Raw genomic sequence first — 21799 nt, 5'->3', positions numbered from 1 at the left:
CAAGATCGCGCATCGCAATAGGCAAGGAGGAGAACGGTTTGTATCTCGGATTGGACATCGGCACGTCGGGTGTGAAAGCGGTGCTCGTGAGCGAAGCCGGCGCGATCCTCGCAACGGCAACGCGTGAGCTTGCGCTGTCGCATCCGCGCCCGTTGTGGTCCGAGCAGGATCCCGATTCCTGGGTCGATGCGACGGTCGGGGCCGTCGACGATCTCGCGGCCGGCCACCCGCGCGAGGTTGCGAATGTGGCCGGCATCGGCCTGTCGGGCCAGATGCACGGTGCGACGCTGCTCGGCGAGGATGGCAGGCCGCTGCGGCCCGCGATCCTCTGGAACGACGGCCGCTCGCAGGCCGAATGCGCCGCACTGGAGCGGCGCTGTCCCTCGCTGCATGCGATCGCCGGCAATCTGGCAATGCCCGGCTTCACGGCGCCGAAGCTGCTGTGGATCGCGCGGCATGAGCCAAAGATCTTCGAGCGCGTTGCAAAGGTGCTGCTGCCCAAGGCCTATGTCCGCTATCGCCTCACCGGCGAGATGGTCGAAGACATGTCCGACGCTGCCGGCACGCTGTGGCTCGATGTCGGCGAGCGGCGCTGGTCGGCCTTGCTGCTGCATGCCACCGGGCTCGATCTCCACCACATGCCGCGCCTCGTCGAGGGCAGCGCGATCAGCGCGGTGCTCGCGCCGGCCTACGCGCAGCGCTGGGGCATGGCGAAGAATGTCGTGGTTGCCGGCGGTGCGGGCGACAATGCCGCGAGCGCGATCGGGCTCGGCGCGATCGCGCCGGGCGATGCGTTTCTGTCGCTGGGCACGTCCGGCGTCTTGTTCCGCGTCACCGACCGTTTCGCGCCGGCGCCGGCATCGGCCGTGCATGCGTTCTGCCACGCGCTGCCCGGCCTCTGGCATCAGATGGGCGTGATGTTGTCCGCCGCGGCTTCACTGGCCTGGCTCGCCGGCGTGATGGAGACGCCGGCCGCAGCGCTCCTGTCACCGCTCGGCGAGCGCGTCGATGCGCCGAGCCCGATCAAGTTCCTGCCTTATCTCGACGGCGAGCGCACGCCGCACAATGACGCTGCCGCGAGCGGCGCCTTCGTCGGCTTGCGCGGTGCAACCGGACGCGGCCAGATCGTGCAGGCCGTGCTCGAAGGCGTCGCCTTCGCCGCGCGCGACAATCTGGCGGCTCTCGGCGCGGCGAACGGGCCCATTGCCGAGGTCGATCTCGTCGGCGGCGGTTCGCGCTCGCCGCTGTGGGCGCAGATCTGCGCCGATGTGCTCGGCATTCCCGTTCACCGCGTCGAGGAGGGCGAGGTCGGAGCGGCCCTCGGCGCCGCGCGGCTCGGCCGGCTCGCAGCGACCGGCGAGCGAGCTGCAGAGGTCTGCACCCGTCCGCGGCGGCTCGCCAGCTTCACGCCGCGGAAGCCCGTCGCTGAGGCCTATGACGAGGCCTATCAGCGGTGGCGCGGGCTTTATCCCGCATTGAAGGAGACTGTTTAAGTGAACGCGCCAACCAAATTCTTCGATGCAACTGCACCTGTCGCCTTTGCCGGCCAGGACGCGGGACAGGCGCCCGCCTTCCGCTGGTACGACAAGGATCTCATGGTCCATGGCCGCCGGCTCGAGGATCACTTGCGCTTTGCGGTCTGCTATTGGCATTCGTTCTGCTGGCCGGGTGGTGACCCCTTCGGCGGCGAGACGTTCCTGCGACCCTGGCACCACGGCACCGATGCGATGGCGCAGGCACGCGCCAAGGCCGATGTGGCGTTCGAGCTGTTCCGCCTGCTCGACGTGCCCTACTTCACCTTCCACGACGTCGATGCCGCGCCGGAGGGCACCTCGCTCGCGGAGTCCGTCGCCAATCTCAATGCGATCGCCGATCTGTTCGAGCACAAGATGGCCGCGAGCAAGGTGCGCCTGCTCTGGGGCACGGCCAACCTGTTCACGCATCGGCGTTACATGGCGGGCGCGGCGACCAATCCGGACCCCGAGATCTTCACCTATGCTGCCGGCCAGGTCCGCGCCGCACTCGAGGTGACGCACCGGCTCGGCGGCCAGAACTACGTGCTGTGGGGCGGGCGCGAGGGCTACGAGACGTTGCTCAACACCGACCTCAAGCGCGAGCTCGACCAGCTAGGCCGCTTCGTCTCCCTCGTCGTCGAGCACAAGCACAAGATCGGCTTCAAGGGCCCGATCCTGATCGAGCCGAAGCCGAAGGAGCCGACCAAGCATCAATATGATTTCGACGTCGCCACCTGCTATGGCTTCCTCGAACGCTACGACCTCCTGAAAGACGTCAAGCTCAACATCGAGCAGAACCACGCGATCCTCGCCGGCCACTCCTTCCATCACGAGGTCGCGCTCGCCGAGGCGCTCGGCGTGTTCGGCTCGCTCGACATCAACCGCGGCGACGATCTGCTCGGCTGGGACACCGACCAGTTCGCGATGAATGTGCCGGAGCTCGCCTTGGTGTTCCACGAGATCCTGAACCGCGGCGGCTTCACCTCGGGCGGGCTCAATTTCGACGCAAAGATCCGACGGCAATCGATCGACCCCGATGATCTCATCCATGCCCATGTCGGCTCGATGGATGCCTGCGCGCGGGCATTCCTCGCTGCCGCCGACATGCTGGATGCCGGCGTGCTCACCGGCCCGCTTGCCAGGCGTTACGAGGGATGGTCCGGCCCCGAAGGCCGCGCCATTCTCGCGGGCCAGCGTTCGCTCACCGATCTCGCCGACCGCGCGCTTGCCCCCGGCTTCGATCCGCAGCCGCGCTCGGGCCGGCAGGAATGTCTGGAATCCCTGGTCAACCGCCATGTCTGAGGGAGGTTGCTGATGGCACATGCTGATACGAGCCCGGTGCTCGAGCTCACCGGCATCGGCAAGGAATTCGGCGCCATCCGCGCGCTGCACGATGTCGACATGCAGATCCTGCCTGGCGAAGTGGTCGGCCTGATGGGCGACAACGGCGCGGGCAAGTCGACCCTGGTCAAGATCATCGCCGGCAATTTCCGTCCCAGCCACGGCGAGATCCGCTTCGCCGGCAACGTGGTCCATTTCAGCCGGCCGGTCGATGCCCGCGCCGTCGGCATCGAGGTCGTCTACCAGGATCTCGCGCTCGCCGACAATCTGACGGCCGCGGCCAACGTGTTCCTCGGCCGCGAGCTGAAGCGAAAATTCGGTCCCGTCGCCTTGCTCGACCACAAGGCGATGGCGGCGCGTGCGCTGGAGCTGTTCGGCGAACTGCGCTCGGAGACGCGTCCCGACGATCTCGTCAAGCAGATGTCGGGTGGCCAGCGTCAGGCGGTTGCGATCGCGCGGACGCGGCTCTCCAATGCGCGACTCGTCATGATGGACGAGCCGACCGCGGCGATCTCGGTCCGCCAGGTCGAGCAGGTGCTCGGCCTGATTCACCGGCTGAAGGAGCAGGGCGTTGCGGTGATGCTGATCTCGCACCGCATGCCCGACGTGTTCGCGGTGTGTGACCGCGTCATCGTGATGCGCCGTGGAGAGAAGCGGGCCGACACGCCGATCCACGAGACTTCGCCGGAGGAAGTCACGGCCCTCATCACCGGCGCGAAGGAGGCGGCGTGATGGCAATGCCCATGGAATCTCCGATCAGCTTCACCAATGTGGGCCGGATCAAATGGTGGCAGCGCGGCATCTTCGCCTCGCAGACCGGCTACGTCCTGCTCGCGCTGGCGGTGCTGCTGGTGATCATGCATTTCGCCAGCCCCTATTTCTTCACCCAAGGCAACATGCAGAACGTGGCGAAGAATTTTTCGTTCATCGCCATCGCCACGCTCGGCGTCACCTTCGTCATCATCACCGGCGGCATCGATTTGTCGGTGGGGTCGATGATGTGCTTCTCCGCCATGATCACCTCCATGGTCATGACCGAGCTTTCGGCGCCCGGCTCACCTTTGGTGCATATGGCGGCCGACGGCAAGACCGTGCTGGCGAACGTGCCGGGCCTGATCCTGCTGGTGTCGGTCCTCACCGGACTCGGCGTGGCGCTGATCGCAGGGCTCGTTAACGGCTTCTGCATCGCCGTGCTTGGGCTTTCGCCTTTCGTCACCACGCTTGGCATGCTCTCGATCGTGCGCGGGCTCGGCTATGTCGTCTCCAACGGCCGCGGCAGCTTTCCGGGAGGGCCGGATGCCGACTATTTCTACGCGCTCACCTCGGGCGACGTGCTCGGCGTGCCCGCGCCGTTCATCTATCTCGTGATCCTCGCGCTGGCGATGGCCGTGGTGCTGCATCACAGCGCGTTCGGCCGCCACGTCTTCGCGCTCGGCGGCAACGAGAAGGCGGCCGAACTCACCGGCATTCCGGTGGTGCGGGTGAAGATCGAGGTCTACGTGATCTGCGCGCTCGCCGCGGGCCTCCAGGGCATCATCATCTCCGGCTGGCTCGGCTCGGCACCGGCCAACATGGCGACGTCCTACGAGCTCAACGTGATCGCGGCGGCCGTGATCGGCGGCGCCAACCTTGCGGGCGGCATCGGTGGTCCGCTCGGGGCCATCGTCGGCTGCGTGCTGCTGGAGGTGATCCGCAACGGCCTCGTGCTGGCGCAGGTCTCCTCCTACTGGCAGCAGACGCTGGTGGGCGTGATCATCATCTTGGCTGTGCTGGTCGATCGCATCCGCTCGCGGATGACCTGACGTGACGTCGTCTCGGGAAGGACAAAAAATGCGCCTGTCCGCTTCCCGGGCGTCTCTCAAGAGGATGGGCACCAAACAAGGATGGAGGAGACAATGAGGAAACTTCTTCTTGCCGGTATCGCCGTCGCGATGATGGCGACGCCGGCATTGGCCGCAAACTACCGCTTCGTCATCGTGCCGAAGGCGATGAACAATCCGTTCTTCGATTTCGCGCGCGACGGCTGCCTGAAGCGCGCCAAGGAGCTCGGCAACATCGAGTGCATCTACAAGGGGCCGGTCGAGCACGAGCCGGCGACGCAGGCGCAGATCATCCAGGATTTCATCACCCAGAAGGTCGATGGCCTCGCCATCTCGGTCGCCGACGTCGCGGCCATGACCAAGTCGATCGAGGCGGCGACGGCGGCCGGCATTCCCGTCATCACCTTCGATGCCGATGCGCCGGGCTCCAAGCGCATCGCCTATATCGGCACCAACAACAAGGAGTTCGGCGTCGCCCTCGGCAAGCAATTGCTGAAGATGCGGCCCGACGGCGGCAAATATGCCATGGTCTCCGGCGGCCCCGGCGCCAAGAACCTTGCCGAGCGCGTCGATGGTGTGCGCGAGGCGCTGAAGGGCTCGAAATGGACCGAGGTCGCGGGCTCCCCGACCTTCTGCAACGACGATCCCGCCCTCGCGGTCCAGCAGATGACGGATATGCGCACCGCAACGCCCGATCTCGCCGCGATCGTTCCCATCGGGGGCTGGCCGATGTTCGCGCCCGAAGGCTTCAAGGCCTTCGCCAGCCGGAACAAGAAGGACATCGATTCCGGCAAGTTCACGCTGGTCGTGGCCGATACGCTGAAGATGCAGCTCGAGCTGCTGCGCGACGGCTATGCCAATGCTCTGGTCGGCCAGCGTCCGTTCGAGATGGGCGAGAAAGCGATGGACACGCTGCTCGCCATCAAGAAAGGCGAGAAGGTGCCGGAGATCGTCTACACCGGCCTCGATCTCGTCACCAAGGACAACGTCGCGCAGATGTTGAAGTAGGAGCGCTACCAGCCCCGCGTTCCTGCACGCCTCTCCCGCTTGCGGTTTGCGCAAGCGGGAGAGATGATTTGGACTATTGGAATGAAGGAAGGCAATGGGAATGAAACGCTCGCGACTCGGCTCGCTCGACGTCACCTCGATCGGTCTCGGCTCCGCCCCGCTCGGCGGATTGTTCAGCCCGGTCAGCGATGCCGACGCGGAGGCGACGATCGCGCGCGCCTGGTCGCTCGGGGTGCGCTTCTTCGATACAGCGCCGCTCTACGGCTTTGGCCTCGCCGAGCGGCGGCTAGGGGCCTTCCTGCGGCAGCAGAAGCGCGAGTCCTACGCCATCTCGACCAAGGTCGGCCGTCTGCTGCGCGTGCCTGAAGGCGCGGCTAGCGAGGATGAGCACTACAAGGGCACGCCGCGCGAGCGGCCGGTGTTCGATTTCAGCTATGACGGCGTCATGCGGTCGGTGGAGGAAAGCCTCGCCAGGCTCGGGCTCGACCGCGTCGACGTCCTCCTGGTGCATGATCCCGATGATCACTATGACCAGGCCGTCGGAGGTGCCTTCCGCGCGCTCCAGCGCCTGCGCGAGGACGGCACGGTCAAGGCGATCGGCGCCGGCATGAACCAGTCGGAGATGCCGGTTCGCTTCGCGCAAGCCGTGCCGGTCGATTGCTTCCTGCTCGCCGGCCGCTACACGCTGCTCGACCAGGGCGCACTCGATGCGCTGTTTCCGCTCTGCCAGGCCAGGAACATCGGCATCCTGCTCGGCGGCATCTACAACAGCGGCATCCTGGCCAATCCGCATGCCGGCGCGAAGTTCAACTATCAGGACGCCGATGCGTCGCTGGTGGCGCGGGCGCTCGAGCTCGATGCGCTCTGCCGCAAGCACGGCACCGCGTTGAAAGCCGCCGCGCTCCAGTTCTGCATGGCGCATCCGGCGGTCACGGTCGCCGTGATGGGCGCGCGCAACGCGGCAGAAATTGCCGACAACATCGCGATGTCGGAGGAAACGGTGCCGGCTGCGTTCTGGCAGGAGCTGCGCACGCTTAAGCTCGTCGATGCGCGGGCGCCGCTGCCGGCGGGAGCGTAAGCCATGATTATCGACGCCCATCAGCATTTCTGGGATCCCGCGCGCGCCGATTATCCCTGGATGGACGCGCCTGAGCTGACGCCGATCCGTCGCGCCTTCGGTCCCGCCGATCTCGCGCCGCTGCTGAAGGCGAACGGTATCGACGCCAGCATCGTGGTGCAATGCCGCTCCTCGCTCGAAGAGACCGAGGAATTCTTGCGCATTGCGCATGCCACGCCGTCGGTGATCGGCGTCGTCGGCTGGGCCGATCTGACCGAGAGCGCACTCGGCGACACGCTCGATCGGCTGCGCGGCTTGCCGGGCGGGGACAAGCTCGTCGGCATCCGCCACCAGGTGCATGACGAGGCAGATCCCGATTGGCTCCTCCGCGAGGACGTCCAGCGCGGCCTCACCGCACTGTTCGCGCACGATCTCGCCTATGATTTCCTCGTCCGCACCCGCGAGCTGTCCGCCGCGATCGCAACTGCGCAGGCCTTCCCTCAAGCGCGCTTCGTGCTCGACCATGCGGCCAAGCCGCCGATCGCCGAGGGCGGCAGCGCCGAATGGTCAGATCGCATCAAGGCACTCGGGGCTTGCGGGAATGTCTGGTGCAAGATCTCGGGGCTCGCGACGGAGGCGGTCTGGAACGACTGGGATGCGGAGCGTCTGTCTCCCTTCGTCGCGCACGCCGCCAGCTGTTTCGGCGAGGACCGTTTGATCTTTGGGTCGGACTGGCCGGTGTGCCTGCTCGCCGGGAGCTACGGCGAAATCAAGAACGCGCTCGAGGCCTGCCTGGCAAGGCTCGGCCCGCGTGTGCAAGACAAGGCGTTCGGCGTGAATGCCGCACAGGCGTATCGGCTGGCGTCGAGACGGGGCTGAGGCGCCTCCTCAGGATGAGGCTAAGCGGCACCATGTCCCTTGAAGCAACCGCTGCGCACTCCGTTCCTCATCCTGAGGAGCCCGCCCTGAAGCGGGCGTCTCGAAGGATGTCCGCATTCGCCAAGCCCTATTCCGACATCGGCTTGTCGGAGATGTCCCAGTCCTTGCCGGTGAAGGTGGAGATGAACAGCGTCTTCATCGGCGTGTAGTCCTCGGGTGTGTAACTGTAGGTGACCCCATCGAGGAAATAGGGCGAGTGGAAGCCTGCGAGCGTCGAGGCCTGCTTCAGCACGTTGGCGCGGGTGAGGTCGTCGCCGCAGCGGCGCAGGATCTCGCCCATGGTTACGGCCTGGCCGTAGCCGGCGAAGGCGATGGTGTTGTCCGGGTCGATGCTGGGCAGATATTTCTTGCGCAGCTCCTCGAACGCCATCACGTCGGGATCCTTCTCCCATTTCGGCAGGCCGACCTCCTTGTTGTAGCGGATCGCGACGATGCCAGTGCAGTTCTCCAGGCCTGCGGCGCTGAGGATCGAGCGGCCGGTCGAGCCCGCCGACAAGAGCTGCAGCGGCTTCCAGCCGAGCTCGGCGACTTTCCGGATCGACTGCGACGAGGCCTTGCCGGTGGAGATGTTGTAGAAGACGTCGGCGCCGGATTTCGAGAGATTGATGAGCTGCGAATCGACGGTCGGGTCGGTGAGATCATAGGTCTGCTCCATGATCACCTTGGCGGTGCCGCCGGCATCGGCCAGCACCTTCTTGAACGGCCCCAGGAAGTCGCGGCCGAAATCGTCGTTCTGGTAGAGGATGCCGACCTTAGCGTTCGGGCTCACGCTGACGACGTGGCGGGCCAGGATGCGCGCCTCCGTCGGATAGAGCGGCAGGCCCGCCATCGTCCATTTGAACTCTTTCGGGTTATTCCACTTCGAGGCGCCGGTGTTGAGCAGCAGCTGCGGCACGCCCTTGGAGTTCAGGTATTTGTGCACGGCCGTCTGCGGCGCGGTGCCGAGCGAGCCGTACAGCGCGAGCACCTCTTCCTGCTCGACCAGGCGCCGCGTCGCCTCGACGCATTTCGGCGCGCTATAGGCATCGTCCATGGTGAGAAACTTGACCTTGCGTCCGTTGATGCCGCCCTTCTCGTTCAGCATCTGGAAATAGGCTTCGCCGATGCGACCCAGCACGCCGTAAAGCGAGCCGGGACCGGAATGCGGCACGGTCTGTCCGATCTTGATCTCGGTGTCGCTGGCGCCGGCATCGTATTTTTTCTCGGCGGCCCAGACGTGGGGCGCGGGCAAGGTGGATGCAGCGATGGTGGCGAGCGCGGCCGCGTTGAAATCGCGCCGCGATGGATTCTTGGCCATTATTGTTTTCTCCCTGGTGCGCGCATTGTGCTGGCATCGCAGCACGGCTCGCAAGTGGGAAGTCGCTGCTTTGCGACGCAATGACGCTTAAATTCCAGGGTGTTAGCGCCTAGACTCAAGTTTTCTCGGCGACCACGACGAGGCCGCGCACCGGCTCGTTGTTCTCGTTACGCGGCGAGGCCGGTTCGAGCGTCAGCAGCTTCAGTCCGGCTTTCGCAATCGCGCCGCGCACATATTCCGCCGAATGGGCATAACGCAGGCCTTCGCCGAGCACGATGCCGCTACCGTCGTGCGTCTCCAGCGTGAAGGCGAGCACGCCGCCTGAGACGAGCACGCGCTTCGCTTCGGTCAGCACCGGCGCTAGATCGGAGAGATAGACGAAGGCGTCCGCGGCCACGACGAGGTTTGCGCAACCGTCACTCTTGCTGCGCAGGCCCTCGATCATGTCGGCGACTTCGAGCTCGGCGTAGAGGTTGGTGGCGCGCGCCTCCTTGATCATGCCGGGCGACAGATCAATGCCGGTGAAATGGTCGACCTGTTTGGCGAAGGCCGCGGCCGCGAGCCCGGTGCCGCAGCCGAGATCGATGGTGCGCTTGAAGTAGGCCGGCTTCTTCGCAGCGACGCGCGCCGCCAGCACCGCCTTGAAGATCAGCGCGGGGGCGCGATAGCCGAGATCGTTGATCAGTGCGTGCTCGAAGCGCGGCGCGTACTGGTCGAACAGGGCCTGCACGTAGGCCTTGGGCATTTCCGCCATCTCGGCGTCGCCGAGACGCATCAGGTGCAGGCCGGCGCCGTGCTGATCCCAGGGGTCGCAGTCCCGCGCCTTGCGAAACGCTTCGATCGCCTTGTCGCGCTGGCCAAGCTGCTGGCGAATCTCGCCCAGCGTGAACCAGGCTGAGGTGAAGTTCGGCGCCAGCTCGATGGCCTGCTCGATCAGGTCGGCGGCGGCCGGCAGATCGCTCTTGAGCTGGAGGTCGCGCGCGAACTCGAAACGGCGGTCGGCCATGAGATCGCCGGAGGTCTGGAACAGGCGGAGCGGCATTGGGGAACCAATTCGTCATTGCCGGGCTTGACCGCGCCTGCGGGGCCGAAGCCCCTCCGGCGGGCGAAGGCCCGGCAATCCATCAAAAAGGAACTGTTTAGGGCGATGAATGCGCGGGTCAAGCCCGCGCATGACGCGTGAATATCGGGTCACCGCTGCCTATATGACCATCATGCGTCCCCAAGACATCCTGCTGCCAACTGCTGCCGGCCTGTGCTGCAAGCCTGGCGGCTTCCATATCGACCCCGTCCGCCCGGTCGAGCGAGCCGTGATCACCCACGGCCATTCCGACCATGCCCGCGCCGGCCATGGCGCGGTGCTGGCGACGCAGGAAACGCTGGACATGATGCGGCTGCGCTATGGCGAGAACTTTGCCGGATCGACGCAAGCGATCCGCTATGGCGAGGAGGTCCGCCTCGGCGACGTCCGCGTGAAGTTTCACCCCGCCGGCCACGTGCTGGGTTCCGCACAGATCGCCGTCACGTGCAAGGATACCTGCATCGTCGCTTCCGGCGACTACAAGGATGCGCCCGACCCGACCTGCACGCCGTTCGAGCTGGTGCCCTGCGACGTCTTCATCACCGAAGCCACCTTCGGCTTGCCAGTGTTCCGGCATGGCGATGCGAGCGACGAGGTCAAGAAACTGCTCGCCTCCGTCGCGCTGTTTCCGGAGCGCGCGCATCTCGTCGGGGCCTACTCGCTCGGCAAGGCGCAGCGCGTAATCAAGCTGCTGCGGCAAGCCGGTTTTGACGCGCCGATCTATTTGCATGGCGCGATGGAGACGATCACGCATTACTACCAGAGCCGCGGCATCGAGCTCGGCGAGCTCAGGCCGGTCAAGGGCGTCAAGAAGGCGGCGCTCGCCGGCACCATCACGCTGGCGCCGCCCTCGGCAACCTCCGATCTCTGGACACGGCGCTTTCCCGATCCGGTCACCGCCTTTGCCTCGGGCTGGATGCGGGTGCGCGCCCGGGCGCGGCAGCGCGGCGTCGAGCTGCCGCTGGTGATCTCCGATCACGCCGACTGGGACGGCCTCACCGCCACGATCGGTGCGAGCGGCGCCGGCGAGATCTGGGTCACGCACGGCCAGGAAGATGCACTGGTGCATTGGTGCCGAAGCAAAGGTCTGAAAGCGCAGCCGCTCGATCTCGTCGGTTACGGCGATGAGGAGGAGAGCGAGACGCCGCTTCAAGATGGGGCCGAAGCATGAACCGCTTCGCCGAGTTGCTCGACCGGCTCGCCTACGAGCCCGGCCGCAACAACAAGCTGCGTCTGATCACCAATTATTTCCGGGAGGTCGACGATCCCGATCGCGGCTATGCGCTGGCGGCGCTGACCGGCGCACTCAGTTTCAAACATGCCAAGCCGGCGCTGATCCGCGATCTCATTGCATCGCGCACGGATGAGGTGTTGTTCGGGTTGAGTTACGATTATGTCGGCGATCTCTCGGAGACGGTGGCGCTGATGTGGCCGAAGACGGCGCTCACCGCCCACAACAACCCGCCACCCCCGACGCTCACCGAGGTCGTCACCACGCTGCGCACGCTCGGCAAGACCGAGCTGCCGAAGCAGCTCGAGCGCTGGCTCGACGAGCTCGACGAGACCGGCCGCTGGGCCCTCCTGAAGCTCGTCACTGGCGCGCTTCGGATTGGCATCTCCGCGCGCCTCGCCAAGACTGCGGCCGCCGCGCTCGGCGACAAGGACCCGCATGAGGTCGAGCTGATCTGGCCGGGTCTCGCACCGCCCTATCTCGACCTGTTCGCCTGGCTGGAGGGCCGTGCCGAGAAGCCGGTCAATCGCGACCCCGCGCCGTTCCGGCCCGTGATGCTGGCGCATGCGATCGAGGACAGCGATTTCGCCGCCCTCGATCCCGCCGACTACATCGCCGAATGGAAATGGGACGGCATCCGCGTGCAGGCGGTGGCGGGGCGCGACGATCGCGGCCACGTCACGGCGCGGCTCTATTCGCGCACCGGCGAGGACATCACGGGCAGCTTCCCGGATCTCGTGCCATCGCTGCGGCTGCCGGGCGCGATCGACGGCGAGCTCCTGATCCTGCGTGAGGGCAGGGTGCAGAGTTTCAACGTCCTGCAGCAGCGGCTCAACCGCAAGGTCGTTTCGCCGAAGCTGATCAAGGAGTTTCCGATCCATCTGCGCGCCTATGATCTGCTCGGCGACGACGAGAACGATCTGCGCGAGCTGCCGTTCGCCGAGCGGCGTGAGCGGCTTGAGAGCTTCGTCGCAAAGCTCGGCGATCCCCGCATCGATCTGTCGCCAACCGTTCCCTTCGCAAGCTGGGAAGCCTTGACCGCCGCGCGCGCCAATCCGGCGAGTGCCGGCGCCGGCGAAGACGCAGACGCGGTCGAGGGCGTGATGCTGAAGCGGCGCGATGCGCCCTATCTGCCGGGCCGGCCGAAGGGCCAATGGTGGAAGTGGAAGCGCGATCCGCACATCATCGATGCCGTGCTGATGTATGCGCAGCGTGGTCACGGCAAGCGCTCGTCGTATTATTCCGACTACACCTTCGGCGTCTGGACCAAAGGCGATGCCGGCGACGAGCTGGTGCCGGTTGGCAAGGCCTATTTCGGCTTCACGGACGAGGAGCTGCTGCAGATCGACCGCTTCGTCCGCCGCAACACCACCGAAAAATTCGGTCCCGTCCGCCATGTCGTGCACGAGGGCGACAAGGGGCTGGTGCTGGAGGTGGCGTTCGAGGGCCTGCAGCGCTCGCCGCGGCACAAGTCTGGCGTTGCCATGCGCTTTCCCCGCATCAGCCGCCTGCGCTGGGACAAGCCGCCGCGGGAGGCAGACCGGCTGGAGACGCTGGAGAGAATGCTGAAGGCGGAGGCGGCGGAGATTGAGATGTGAGACGTGAATCGTCGTTCCGCTGGAAGTGCGCTCCCTCGCCTGCTTGCGGGAGAGGGTGGGGGCGAGGGCTGTCTCCGCACCGGACCGAACCATGAACGACTGTTACCTATCCATCCGGTCTGTTTTGTTACCCATCCATCCGCTGGACAGCGAGCTCGCAGCACGCGTTTGCCCGAATTAAACTCCCGTAACCCGATTGACGCCCCCTTGCGGGTTCCCCATGTGCCTCGCCGTGCCCTATAATGGGTTCGAATCCGACTGAGGAGTTTGCGATGGTCCAAGACGTCAGAGATTTGCCGGCCGGCCGCAGTGACGGCCTGAACCGCTTTCTCGGCGGCTCGCCGCTGGCGGTCGCGTTTCGCCTGGTCCTGCTCTCGATCTTGGTCGGCGTCGTGCTGGCGGCGATCGGCTTCGATCCCTGGAACATCATCTACAGCATTCGCCTGTTGTTCCAGCGGCTCTGGGATCTCGGCTTCGACGCGGTGAACTGGCTCTGGCGCTATTTCCTGCTCGGCGCGGTCATCGTGATCCCGATCTGGTTGCTGTCGCGCGTGTTCGGCGCGCCGCGTGGCCGTTAAGGATTCGGGAGCTCGCAGCCAATGCAATTGCGCTTTGTCGGCTGCGGCGATGCTTTCGGCTCCGGCGGCCGGCTCAACACCTGCTTCCACGTCTCTGGGCGCGAGGCCAACTTCCTGATCGATTGCGGCGCGTCGGCTTTGCCGGCGTTGAAGCGGCTGGAGATCGACCGCAACGAAATCGATCTCGTCCTGATCACGCATTTCCACGGTGACCATTTTGCCGGGCTGCCGTTCGTCCTGCTCGACGCGCAATTCTCGCGGCGGACAAGGCCGCTGACGATCGCCGGCCCGCAAGGCATCGAGCGGCGGCTGCGTGAGGTGATGGAGGTTCTGTTCGAGCACTCCTCCAAGACGAAGCAGCGCTTCGAGCTTGATGTCATCGAGCTCGCACCCGAGCAAAGCCGGGCTTTCGGCACCGTGACGGTGACGCCCTACCAAGTGGTGCACGGCGAATCCGGCGGCCCCTTCCTGGCCTATCGCGTCGAGGCCGAGGGCCGCACGCTCGCCTACAGCGCCGATACGGAATGGACGGAGACGCTCATTCCGCTGGCGCATGGCGCCGACCTTTTCATCGCCGAGGCTTATATGTACGAGAAGGTGGTCAAGAACCATCTCAGCCTGAAAACCTTGGAACAGCATCTGCCCGACATCGGCGCAAAACGCCTCGTCCTTACCCATATGAGCGACGACATGCTGGCGCGTCTCGACACGCTGCCCTACATGGCGGCCGAGGACGGCATGGTCGTCGTGTTCTGACCATGCACGCGCCCGTCCATCCCAGGGTTGGCACGCGAGACGTGTTCGCCATCGCAGGTCCCGCGATGATCGCGAACCTGACCACGCCGCTGATCGGCGTGGTCTCGACCACGGCGATCGGACGGCTCGATGATGCCGCGCTGCTCGGCGGCGTCGCGATCGCGTCGATCATCTTCGACTGCCTGTTCTGGCTGTTCGGCTTCCTGCGCATGAGCACGCTCGCCTTCACTGCGCAGTCGCTGGGCGCAGGTGACAAGGGCGAGCCGAGCGCGATCCTGGCCCGCGGCTTCATCGTCGCTGCTCTGATCGGCGCCGCGCTGATCGTCCTGCAACTGCCGCTGGCCGCAGTGCTGTTCGAGCTCATGGGCGGCAGCGAGGGTGTGACGCGGGCTGCGAAGACCTACTTCACGATCCGGATCTGGTCCTCGCCGTTCGCGCTCGCCAATTACGTCATCCTCGGCTGGCTGATCGGCCGGGCGCGCGCCAATTCAGCACTGCTGCTTCAGGTCGTGATCAATCTCGTCAACATGGCGGCGACGATCCTGCTGGTGCTGATCTACGACGCCGGCATTGCCGGTGCCGCGATCGCCGCGCTGTTGTCGGAAGCGATCGGGTTCGCCCTCGGCGTGATCGTCTGCCGTCATTATGCCGACGGCGGCTTCGCCGTGCCCTGCGCGACGCTGCTCGACCGCGAGAAGCTGTTGCGGATGCTGGCGGTGAATTCCGACATCATGATCCGCACGGCGGCGCTGATCACCGTGTTCCTGTTCTTCACCGCCAAGGGCGCGCAGGCCGGCGACGTCACGCTGGCCGCCAACTCCGTGCTCAACAATTTCCTGCTGGTCAGCGCCTTCTTCCTCGACGGTCTTGCCAACGCAGCCCAGCAGCTCTGCGGCCGCACCCTAGGCGCGCGCGATGCAAAGGGCTTTGCCGATTCGACCCGGCTGGTGCTGCTCTGGGGGCTCGGCTTCGCAATCGTCGTGGCCGTGCTGTTCGCGCTGTTCGGGCCGGCGCTGATCGATTTCATGACGGCGAGCGAGGACGTCCGCCGCGCCGCGCGCGAATTCCTGCCGTTCGTCGTGCTCGCGCCGATCCCGGGCGTGTTCGCCTTCGGGTTCGACGGAATCTATATCGGCGCGACCTGGGCGCGCGAGATGCGCAATCTGATGCTGGCCTCGCTTGGGATCTTCCTCGTCACCTGGTGGGCGCTGCAATCGCTCGGCAATGCCGGGCTGTGGTGCGCGCTGATGGCCTCCTACCTCTCGCGCGGCGGCTTGCAGGCGGCGCGTTATCCGGCGCAGTTCAAGGCGACGTTCGCGAAATCGTAGCGCTCGTGTCCCGGACCGCCTTACACCGCCGGCCAGTCTTCCGCCGTCAGCGTCGCGGCATCGGCGCCGACGATCTCGGACAGTGAATCCCGCCCGGTGCGGAGCAGCGTCGAGGTGAGGTCGCGCTTGATCTCATCGACGAGGCCGAGGCCCTTGTAGACCAGCGACGAATAGAGCTGGATCAGGCTCGCGCCTGCGCGGATCTTGGTCAGCGCGGCGCCGCCGGAATCCACCCCGCCCACACCGATCAGCGGGAACGCACCCTCGACGCGCACATAGGTCTCCGCCACCATCCGCGTCGACAGGCGGAACAGCGGCCGGCCGGACAGGCCGCCTTGCTCCTTGGCGCGCATCTGCTCCCGCAGCGTGCTCGGCCGCGCGATCGTCGTGTTCGACACGATCATGCCGTCGACCCGGCGCGAGCGCGCGACCTGGACGACGTCGTCGAGCTGGGCGAGACTGAGATCCGGCGCGATCTTGAGCAGCACCGGCGTGTCGCCGGCCTTCTGCCGCACCCGCTCGCGTGCGTCGATCACCCGCGCGAGGAGATCGTCGAGCAGCGCGCCTTCCTGCAAATTGCGCAGGCCCGGCGTGTTCGGCGAGGAGACGTTGACGGTGAAATAGCTCGCGACCGGCGCAAAGGTCTCGATCAGCTTGACGTAATCGGCGACGCGGTCCGGCGAATCCTTGTTGGCGCCGACATTGACGCCGACGATGCCACCGTGCTGCGCACGCGCGGCAAGCCGACGCAGTGCGGCGTCCGCGCCGTCATTGTTGAAGCCCATGCGGTTGATGACGGCCTCGTCGCGCTCGAGCCGGAACAGCCGCGGCCGCGGATTGCCTTCCTGCGGTCTCGGCGTCACCGTGCCGATCTCGACGAAGCCGAAGCCGAGCCGCAACAGCGCGTCCGGCACCTCCGCGCTCTTGTCGAAGCCGGCGGCCATGCCGATCGGATTGGGAAAGTTCAGCCCGAAGGCGCGCATGGCGAGCTTGGGGTCGTCGGCGCGCGGCTTGACCGGCGGCAGGAAGCGCAGGCCCTGGATCGCGAGGCGATGCGCGTCTTCGGGATCGAGCCAGCGCAGCACCGGCAGCGAAAAGGCGTCGAAAGCGCGGATCACGGCAGCAGCTCCGGAACATCGTGGCCGCCGTCGGAGCGGATGTTGAGGTTCATCACCGCGATGACAGCGCCGAGATCGAGCTCGCCATAGAGATGCGGAAACAGCTCGTCATTGCGCGAGCGCTCCCAGCGCAGCTCGCTGCCGAACGCCTCGCCGTCAATCTCGATCAGGAACAATGCGCGCTGGCCGAAATAATGCTTGCGCAGGGTCTCGGGAACCTGGGCGGCAGTCGAGAAATGGATGAAACCGTCGCGCGCGTCGTCCGCGCTGCCCCGGTAGACACCCTGTCGTTCCGCTTCGCGCCAGGCCGAAGCCGGACAGATTTTGTAGATCTTGACCACCGCTTGCGCAGCCCTGTTTGCTCTTTGAGTCTTTTGGGTTTTTTCGTCTGTTGCGGGTCCTTAAAGCCCCCGGCGCGACCGTAAAGGCCGCCCCTGCCGAACTCAAGGCCTAGAGCCGTTTCCGTTCCGATGAAATCGAAACGGAGCGCCAGATTGCTGTTTTCACGCGTTTCCTGCCGCGAACCCGTACCCGCCTCACTTGAAAATGCGGTCTGCCGTAGCCCCTTGCGCGAAAAACGGAAAACCGGTTGATTTGAGGACAGTTTTCCTGAGTTGCGACGGGCTGGACCTTCCATGGTCAGACAGGCCAAAGCGCAGAGGATGCTCACCCACGACCAGATCTGGGGCGCGCTGGATCGGCTGGCGGCGCGCGCCGGTCTGTCGCCGTCCGGCCTTGCCAAGCGTGCCGGGCTCGATCCCACCACCTTCAACAGGTCCAAGCGCGTCACCTCGGACGGCCGCGAGCGCTGGCCTTCGACCGAATCGATCGCGAAAGCGCTGGCGGCGACCGACTCCTCGATCGAAAGCTTTGCGAGGCTGATCGACGATGGCGCAGGCGACGGCCGCTCGATCCCGCTGCTCGGCTTGGCATTGGCCGGTGCGAGCGGGGCCTTCGACGAGTCCGGCTTTCCCTCGGGCAAGGGCTGGACCGAAACCACGCTTCCGGCCACGGACGACAACCACACTTTTGCGTTGGAGATTTCCGGCGATGCGTTTGCCCCTGTTTATCGCGACGGCGACATTGTCCTGGTGTCGCCCGGGGCGCCGATCCGCAAAGGCGATCGCGTGGTGGTGAGAAGCAAGACAGGGCAGGTGACGCTCGCAACGCTGAGGCGCCGCACCGCGAAGGCCGTAGAGCTGCAGTCGCTCGATGCATCACAGGCCCTGCGCACCATGGCGGCGGACGAGGTGGCGTGGATGGCGCGCATCGTGTGGACGAGCCAGTGACGACGACCTTAGCGGTATCGTCACCCGCATTCCTGCGGACAGCGTTTCATCCCGATCGTCATTGCGACTCACGGCCGCTCTCGCATAGGTTGCGCCGGCATTGCCGAATCAATTCATCCTGGGGGAATATGATGAATCGCCGTCACGCATTGAAGGCCCTGGCAGGTCTGGCGCTTTGCCCGCTGTGCAAGCCGGCTTTCGCCGCCGAAGGCGCGCATTGGAGCTATGAAGGCGCCGGCGGTCCGGCCAAATGGGGCGACCTCGACGCAGCCAACAAGGCCTGCGCGGTCGGCCTGCAGCAATCGCCGATCGATATCGAGGCGACGATCAAGTCGCAATTGCCGGTTCTGAAGCTGAACTGGGGCAAGAGCGCCGACACCATCGTCAACAACGGGCACACCATCCAGCTCAACTTCGCCGAAGGCAGCACGTTGATGCTCGGCGACGTCAAGTACAAGCTGCTTCAGGTGCACTTCCACCGCCCGAGCGAGCACATGATCGGCGGCAAGAATTTTCCGATGGAGGCGCATTTCGTCCATCGCAACGAGGCCGGCGGGCTCGCCGTGGTTGGGGTGCTGATGGCTGAGGGCAGGCCGAACCCGGCCTTCGGCAAGATCGTCAAGGCCATGCCCGCGGCCGAAGGACCCGCCGTGAAAGCGGATGCGGGCATCGATCCGCACGCCTTGCTGCCCCCGCGGCTCAGCTACTTCCGCTATCCCGGCTCGCTGACGACGCCGCCCTGTTCGGAAGTGGTCGAATGGCTGTTGCTGACCACCCCGATCCAGGTCTCGGCCGCAGATGTGGCCGCCTTCGCAAAGCTCTACCCGATGAACGCGCGGCCGGTGCAGAAGGACAACAGGCGTTACGTGCTGCGCTCGATCTGATCTGCTTCACGCGCTCCGCGCCAGTGCGCCATCGATCATGTTCACCGCGTTCTGCACGCCGTACACCGCGACGAAGGAACCGAAGCGCGGGCCCTTCTCCTGGCCGAGCAGCACCTGGTAGAGCATGTTGAACCAGTCCAGCGTGACGCCGGGTCGGCCGTCCTTGCCCTTCTTGACCTGGTCGAGGAAGGGCTCGCGGCGGCCGATCTCGTAGACGACGTTCTGGATGTCCTCGGCGGAAGCGTCCGGCGCCAGCTGCGACAGCGCGTCGCGCAGATCCTGAAGTGCGGCGCGCTCGGTGTCGGTGGGCACGCGGAACTGCTTCGTCGGCGCCACGAAGTCCCGATAGTAATTGATGGCATAGCCGACCATCGCATCCAGCTTCGGATGCGTCTGCGGGCTCACACCGGGACGATAGCGGCCGATGAAGCCCCACAGCGTCTCGGCATTCTCCGCGTTGGATGACGACACCAGCGTCAGCAGCAGTTGGAAAGTGACGGGCATGTCGCCTTTCGGCGGCTTGCCGTTGTGGATGTGCCAGACCGGATTGCCGAGCTGCTGCTTGCCGTCCTGCCTGGCGAAGCCGTCGATGAACTGCTGGTAGTCGTCGACATTGCGCGGGATGACGTCGAAATACAATCGCTTGGCCGCCTTCGGCTCGCGATACATGAACAGCGACAGCGATTCCGGCGAGGCGTAGCGCAGCCATTCGTCGATGGTGAGACCGTTGCCCTTCGACTTCGAGATCTTCTGGCCCTTCTCGTCGAGGAAGAGCTCGTAATTGAAGCCTTCGGGCGGCGTGCCGCCGAGCGCCTTCGCGATTGCGCCCGAGAGCTTCACCGAGTCGATCAGGTCCTTGCCGGCCATCTCGTAGTCGACGCCGAGCGCGACCCAGCGCATCGCCCAGTCGGCCTTCCACTGACACTTGACGTTGCCGCCGGTGACCGGCGTCTCGACCTCCTGGTTCGTATCGGGGTCGACATAAGTCACCGTGCCGGCCGCAACGTCGCGGCGGATCATCGGAACCTGCAGCACGATGCCGGTGGTCTTGCTGATCGGAAGAAACGGCGAATAGGTGGCGCGGCGATCGGGGCCCAGCGTCGGCAGGATGATCTCCATCACCTTGTCGTAGGCGGCGAGCATCTTCAGCAGCGTCGCGTCGAAGCGACCGGACGTGTAATAGTCGGTTGAGCTCGCGAATTCGTAGTCGAAGCCGAAATGATCGAGGAAGGCGCGGAGCCGCGCATTGTTGTGGTGCCCGAACGAGGGGTGCTCGTTGGAGAACGGATCCGGCACCCGCGTCAGCGGCTTGCCGAGATGCTCCGCCAGCATCTCCTTGTTGGGGAGGTTGTCAGGCACCTTGCGAAACCCGTCCATGTCGTCGGAGAAGGCGAGCAGGCGGGTCTTGATCTTGTCCTCGGTGAGCACGCGGAAGGCATGGCGCACCATCGAGGTGCGCGCGACCTCGCCGAACGTGCCGATATGCGGCAGGCCCGACGGCCCATAGCCGGTTTCGAACAGCACCTCGTCCTTCGGGCTCTTCTTCAGCCGCGCGACAATGGCCTTCGCCTGCTCGAACGGCCAGGCGTTGGATTGTTCGGCGAGCGCACGAAGGTCACTCGGGCTCATATTGGGATCGATAACGGACATCAAGAAGGGCCTCCGGGCCGCGGAAAATAGCGATTTCCGGGCAGAATGCAAAAATGGTCTCGATCGTCATTCCGGGGCGATGCGCAGCATCGAACCCGGAATCTCGAGATTCTCAGGTGCGCAACTGCGAACCATAGTTCGCGCTTCGCGCGCCCCGGAATGACGATCGATCGGTCAGAACGGGCTAACCGAGAAATACCGCAGCCACAGATCGGTGTAGCGGCCTTTTTCCCAGACCCGAAACAGCGCCCAGTTCAGGGCCTGGCGCAGCACGTCGTTACCCTTGCGCACGGCAATGCCGATGCCCTCGCCGAAGAAGCGGCTCTCGACGAAGGGGCCGCCCGAGAAGGCGCAGCAATCGCCGGAATCGGTGCCGTTGATCCAGAACGCGAGCGAGATGGCATCGCCGAAGATGAAGTCGACCTCGCCCTTGCGAAGGGCCGCGCGCAGCGCATCGTCACTTTGATAGGGATGCAGCTCGGCGTCGGTGAACATGGCCCTGAGATAGGCTTCATGCGCGGAGCCCGCGATGACGCCGACCTTCTTGCCTTCGAGGTATTCGGGGCGGATTTCCGGCATCACCGCATCCTTGCGCGAGGCGAAGCGCGCCGGCACGCGGTAATAGGGATCGGTGAAGTCGACCCGGGCACGCAGCTGCGGGCTCACCGCCATCGAGGCGATGATGGCATCGCCCCGGTTCGAGGAGAGTGCGTCGACCAGCGTCTCGAAGCGGCGCATCTGCACCGTGCAGGTGACCTTGATCTCCTCGCAGAGGCTGCGGGCGAGATCCACGTTGAAGCCGGCCGGGTTGCCGTCGGCGCCGGTGTAGTTGAACGGCGGATAATCGGTCTCGGTCAGGAAGCGGATCACGGTCAGGCGCGACAGGTCCGGACGTTCCGGCCGCCGCCTTGGGTCCCAGAAGCCGGGCACAGCCTGCGGAGCGGCCTGGGGGGCGACCTGCGGCGTGGCCTGGGGTGATGCCGGGGGACGTTTGGCGGGAGCCTGGGCCTCGGCAGCGGGCAGGCCCATGAGCAGGCAGGCGCCAACGGCCAGCCCTGTCAGCAAGCCGCGGGCAGATTTCGACGATTTCGCCTGTTGCGATGGAGTCATCGGCCGGAAATGAACGAATTTCATTGGGATCGGAGGGCGTTATAGACCATCCCGCCGGGAACGCGAGCGCGGAATGTGGCCAAGACCAGGGTGCGCTCCCCCGTGCGGGGGAGGGTTGGGGAGAGGGTGCCTCCTTTGGGCGAGAACCCCTCCGTGGAGAGAACACCCACCCGGCGCTGCGCGCCGAGCTCCCCCGCAAG

20 protein-coding genes are annotated in these 21799 nt (G+C 65.6%); 14 read left to right on the top strand and 6 right to left on the bottom strand.

The features are described 5' to 3' along the window. Window positions 1–38 precede the first annotated feature (38 nt). From xylB to P6U31_RS34435, 7 genes are all read left to right on the top strand, one after another. The gene (gene xylB, locus P6U31_RS34465) at window positions 39–1493 is read left to right on the top strand and encodes a xylulokinase (RefSeq protein WP_407186047.1); all 1455 of its coding nucleotides are present in this window, start codon (window positions 39–41) and stop codon (window positions 1491–1493) included. Then, window positions 1494–2816: a xylose isomerase gene (gene xylA / locus P6U31_RS34460; protein ID WP_407186046.1), complete on the top strand. Its 1323-nt coding sequence runs from the start codon at window positions 1494–1496 to the stop codon at window positions 2814–2816. Window positions 2817–2828: 12 nt separating this feature from the next. Further along, on the top strand, window positions 2829–3587 hold the full coding sequence (locus P6U31_RS34455) for an ATP-binding cassette domain-containing protein (RefSeq protein ID WP_407186045.1): 759 nt from the start codon (window positions 2829–2831) through the stop codon (window positions 3585–3587). After that, on the top strand, window positions 3587–4657 hold the full coding sequence (locus tag P6U31_RS34450; RefSeq protein ID WP_407186044.1) for an ABC transporter permease: 1071 nt from the start codon (window positions 3587–3589) through the stop codon (window positions 4655–4657). Before P6U31_RS34455 ends, P6U31_RS34450 begins: the two co-directional genes overlap by 1 nt. Window positions 4658–4750: 93 nt before the next feature. Continuing rightward, window positions 4751–5683, top strand: a complete 933-nt coding sequence (locus P6U31_RS34445) for a sugar-binding protein (protein ID WP_407186043.1) — start codon at window positions 4751–4753, stop codon at window positions 5681–5683. Window positions 5684–5783: 100 nt separating this feature from the next. After that, the gene (locus P6U31_RS34440; protein ID WP_407186042.1) at window positions 5784–6761 is read left to right on the top strand and encodes an aldo/keto reductase; all 978 of its coding nucleotides are present in this window, start codon (window positions 5784–5786) and stop codon (window positions 6759–6761) included. A gap of 3 nt (window positions 6762–6764) precedes the next feature. After that, window positions 6765–7619 (top strand): amidohydrolase family protein, encoded by an 855-nt coding sequence (locus P6U31_RS34435; protein WP_407186041.1) that lies wholly within the window; start codon window positions 6765–6767, stop codon window positions 7617–7619. Between the two features lie 127 nt (window positions 7620–7746). On the opposite strand, the gene P6U31_RS34430 is transcribed toward P6U31_RS34435, so the two are convergent. Further along, window positions 7747–8976, bottom strand: a complete 1230-nt coding sequence (locus tag P6U31_RS34430; RefSeq protein ID WP_407186040.1) for an ABC transporter substrate-binding protein — start codon at window positions 8974–8976, stop codon at window positions 7747–7749. A 115-nt stretch (window positions 8977–9091) separates the two neighbouring features. Then, a complete protein-coding gene (locus P6U31_RS34425) occupies window positions 9092–10018 on the bottom strand; it encodes a methyltransferase domain-containing protein (RefSeq protein ID WP_407186039.1) in 927 nt (308 codons plus the stop codon). 172 nt (window positions 10019–10190) lie between these two features. Between P6U31_RS34425 and P6U31_RS34420 the strand changes: the two genes are divergently transcribed. The 5 genes from P6U31_RS34420 (at window position 10191) to P6U31_RS34400 (ending at window position 15548) form a co-directional block, all read left to right on the top strand. After that, the gene (locus tag P6U31_RS34420) at window positions 10191–11228 is read left to right on the top strand and encodes a ligase-associated DNA damage response exonuclease (RefSeq protein WP_407190039.1); all 1038 of its coding nucleotides are present in this window, start codon (window positions 10191–10193) and stop codon (window positions 11226–11228) included. Next, the gene (locus P6U31_RS34415; protein WP_407186038.1) at window positions 11225–12886 is read left to right on the top strand and encodes an ATP-dependent DNA ligase; all 1662 of its coding nucleotides are present in this window, start codon (window positions 11225–11227) and stop codon (window positions 12884–12886) included. Before P6U31_RS34420 ends, P6U31_RS34415 begins: the two co-directional genes overlap by 4 nt. A gap of 272 nt (window positions 12887–13158) precedes the next feature. Next, entirely contained in the window at window positions 13159–13464 is a 306-nt protein-coding gene (locus tag P6U31_RS34410) for a DUF6460 domain-containing protein (RefSeq protein WP_407186037.1), read from the top strand. 21 nt (window positions 13465–13485) lie between these two features. Further along, window positions 13486–14220, top strand: coding sequence for an MBL fold metallo-hydrolase (locus P6U31_RS34405; protein WP_407186036.1), 735 nt, complete (start codon window positions 13486–13488; stop codon window positions 14218–14220). A 2-nt stretch (window positions 14221–14222) separates the two neighbouring features. Beyond that, window positions 14223–15548 carry an MATE family efflux transporter gene (locus tag P6U31_RS34400; RefSeq protein ID WP_407186035.1) on the top strand — a complete coding sequence of 442 codons (1326 nt, stop codon included), beginning with the start codon at window positions 14223–14225 and terminating at the stop codon, window positions 15546–15548. 20 nt (window positions 15549–15568) lie between these two features. On the opposite strand, the gene P6U31_RS34395 is transcribed toward P6U31_RS34400, so the two are convergent. Together P6U31_RS34395 and P6U31_RS34390 are read right to left on the bottom strand one after the other, a co-directional pair. Further along, the gene (locus P6U31_RS34395) at window positions 15569–16666 is read right to left on the bottom strand and encodes a quinone-dependent dihydroorotate dehydrogenase (protein ID WP_407186034.1); all 1098 of its coding nucleotides are present in this window, start codon (window positions 16664–16666) and stop codon (window positions 15569–15571) included. After that, entirely contained in the window at window positions 16663–17007 is a 345-nt protein-coding gene (locus tag P6U31_RS34390) for a DUF952 domain-containing protein (protein WP_407186033.1), read from the bottom strand. Before P6U31_RS34390 ends, P6U31_RS34395 begins: the two co-directional genes overlap by 4 nt. A gap of 294 nt (window positions 17008–17301) precedes the next feature. Between P6U31_RS34390 and P6U31_RS34385 the strand changes: the two genes are divergently transcribed. Both P6U31_RS34385 and P6U31_RS34380 read left to right on the top strand, forming a co-directional pair. After that, window positions 17302–17955 (top strand): helix-turn-helix transcriptional regulator, encoded by a 654-nt coding sequence (locus P6U31_RS34385; protein WP_407186032.1) that lies wholly within the window; start codon window positions 17302–17304, stop codon window positions 17953–17955. A 131-nt stretch (window positions 17956–18086) separates the two neighbouring features. Then, a complete protein-coding gene (locus tag P6U31_RS34380) occupies window positions 18087–18839 on the top strand; it encodes a carbonic anhydrase (protein WP_407186031.1) in 753 nt (250 codons plus the stop codon). Window positions 18840–18845: 6 nt separating this feature from the next. On the opposite strand, the gene P6U31_RS34375 is transcribed toward P6U31_RS34380, so the two are convergent. Together P6U31_RS34375 and P6U31_RS34370 are read right to left on the bottom strand one after the other, a co-directional pair. Next, window positions 18846–20489, bottom strand: coding sequence for a lysine--tRNA ligase (locus P6U31_RS34375; RefSeq protein WP_407190038.1), 1644 nt, complete (start codon window positions 20487–20489; stop codon window positions 18846–18848). 174 nt (window positions 20490–20663) lie between these two features. Continuing rightward, window positions 20664–21599, bottom strand: coding sequence for a transporter substrate-binding domain-containing protein (locus P6U31_RS34370; RefSeq protein ID WP_407190037.1), 936 nt, complete (start codon window positions 21597–21599; stop codon window positions 20664–20666). Window positions 21600–21799 lie beyond the last annotated feature (200 nt).

Source organism: Bradyrhizobium centrosematis (assembly GCF_045571495.1).
GTDB classification, from domain to species: Bacteria; Pseudomonadota; Alphaproteobacteria; order Rhizobiales; family Xanthobacteraceae; genus Bradyrhizobium; species Bradyrhizobium centrosematis.
Note: the sequence above shows the minus strand (reverse complement) of the source record. Positions and strands in the feature narration are given on the sequence as shown.

Bases quoted from the DNA above. Each gene is read 5' to 3' on its own strand.
- P6U31_RS34400 (WP_407186035.1), top strand. From the start codon at position 14,223: ATGCACGCGCCCGTCCATCCCAGGGTTGGCACGCGAGACGTGTTCGCC.
- P6U31_RS34435 (WP_407186041.1), top strand. From the start codon at position 6,765: ATGATTATCGACGCCCATCAGCATTTCTGGGATCCCGCGCGCGCCGAT.
- P6U31_RS34445 (WP_407186043.1), top strand. From the start codon at position 4,751: ATGAGGAAACTTCTTCTTGCCGGTATCGCCGTCGCGATGATGGCGACG.
- P6U31_RS34380 (WP_407186031.1), top strand. From the start codon at position 18,087: ATGAATCGCCGTCACGCATTGAAGGCCCTGGCAGGTCTGGCGCTTTGC.
- P6U31_RS34440 (WP_407186042.1), top strand. From the start codon at position 5,784: ATGAAACGCTCGCGACTCGGCTCGCTCGACGTCACCTCGATCGGTCTC.
- P6U31_RS34430 (WP_407186040.1), bottom strand. From the start codon at position 8,976: ATGGCCAAGAATCCATCGCGGCGCGATTTCAACGCGGCCGCGCTCGCC.
- P6U31_RS34375 (WP_407190038.1), bottom strand. From the start codon at position 20,489: ATGTCCGTTATCGATCCCAATATGAGCCCGAGTGACCTTCGTGCGCTC.
- P6U31_RS34385 (WP_407186032.1), top strand. From the start codon at position 17,302: ATGGTCAGACAGGCCAAAGCGCAGAGGATGCTCACCCACGACCAGATC.
- P6U31_RS34420 (WP_407190039.1), top strand. From the start codon at position 10,191: ATGCGTCCCCAAGACATCCTGCTGCCAACTGCTGCCGGCCTGTGCTGC.
- P6U31_RS34415 (WP_407186038.1), top strand. From the start codon at position 11,225: ATGAACCGCTTCGCCGAGTTGCTCGACCGGCTCGCCTACGAGCCCGGC.
- P6U31_RS34455 (WP_407186045.1), top strand. From the start codon at position 2,829: ATGGCACATGCTGATACGAGCCCGGTGCTCGAGCTCACCGGCATCGGC.
- P6U31_RS34410 (WP_407186037.1), top strand. From the start codon at position 13,159: ATGGTCCAAGACGTCAGAGATTTGCCGGCCGGCCGCAGTGACGGCCTG.
- P6U31_RS34405 (WP_407186036.1), top strand. From the start codon at position 13,486: ATGCAATTGCGCTTTGTCGGCTGCGGCGATGCTTTCGGCTCCGGCGGC.
- P6U31_RS34450 (WP_407186044.1), top strand. From the start codon at position 3,587: ATGGCAATGCCCATGGAATCTCCGATCAGCTTCACCAATGTGGGCCGG.
- P6U31_RS34425 (WP_407186039.1), bottom strand. From the start codon at position 10,018: ATGCCGCTCCGCCTGTTCCAGACCTCCGGCGATCTCATGGCCGACCGC.
- P6U31_RS34370 (WP_407190037.1), bottom strand. From the start codon at position 21,599: ATGACTCCATCGCAACAGGCGAAATCGTCGAAATCTGCCCGCGGCTTG.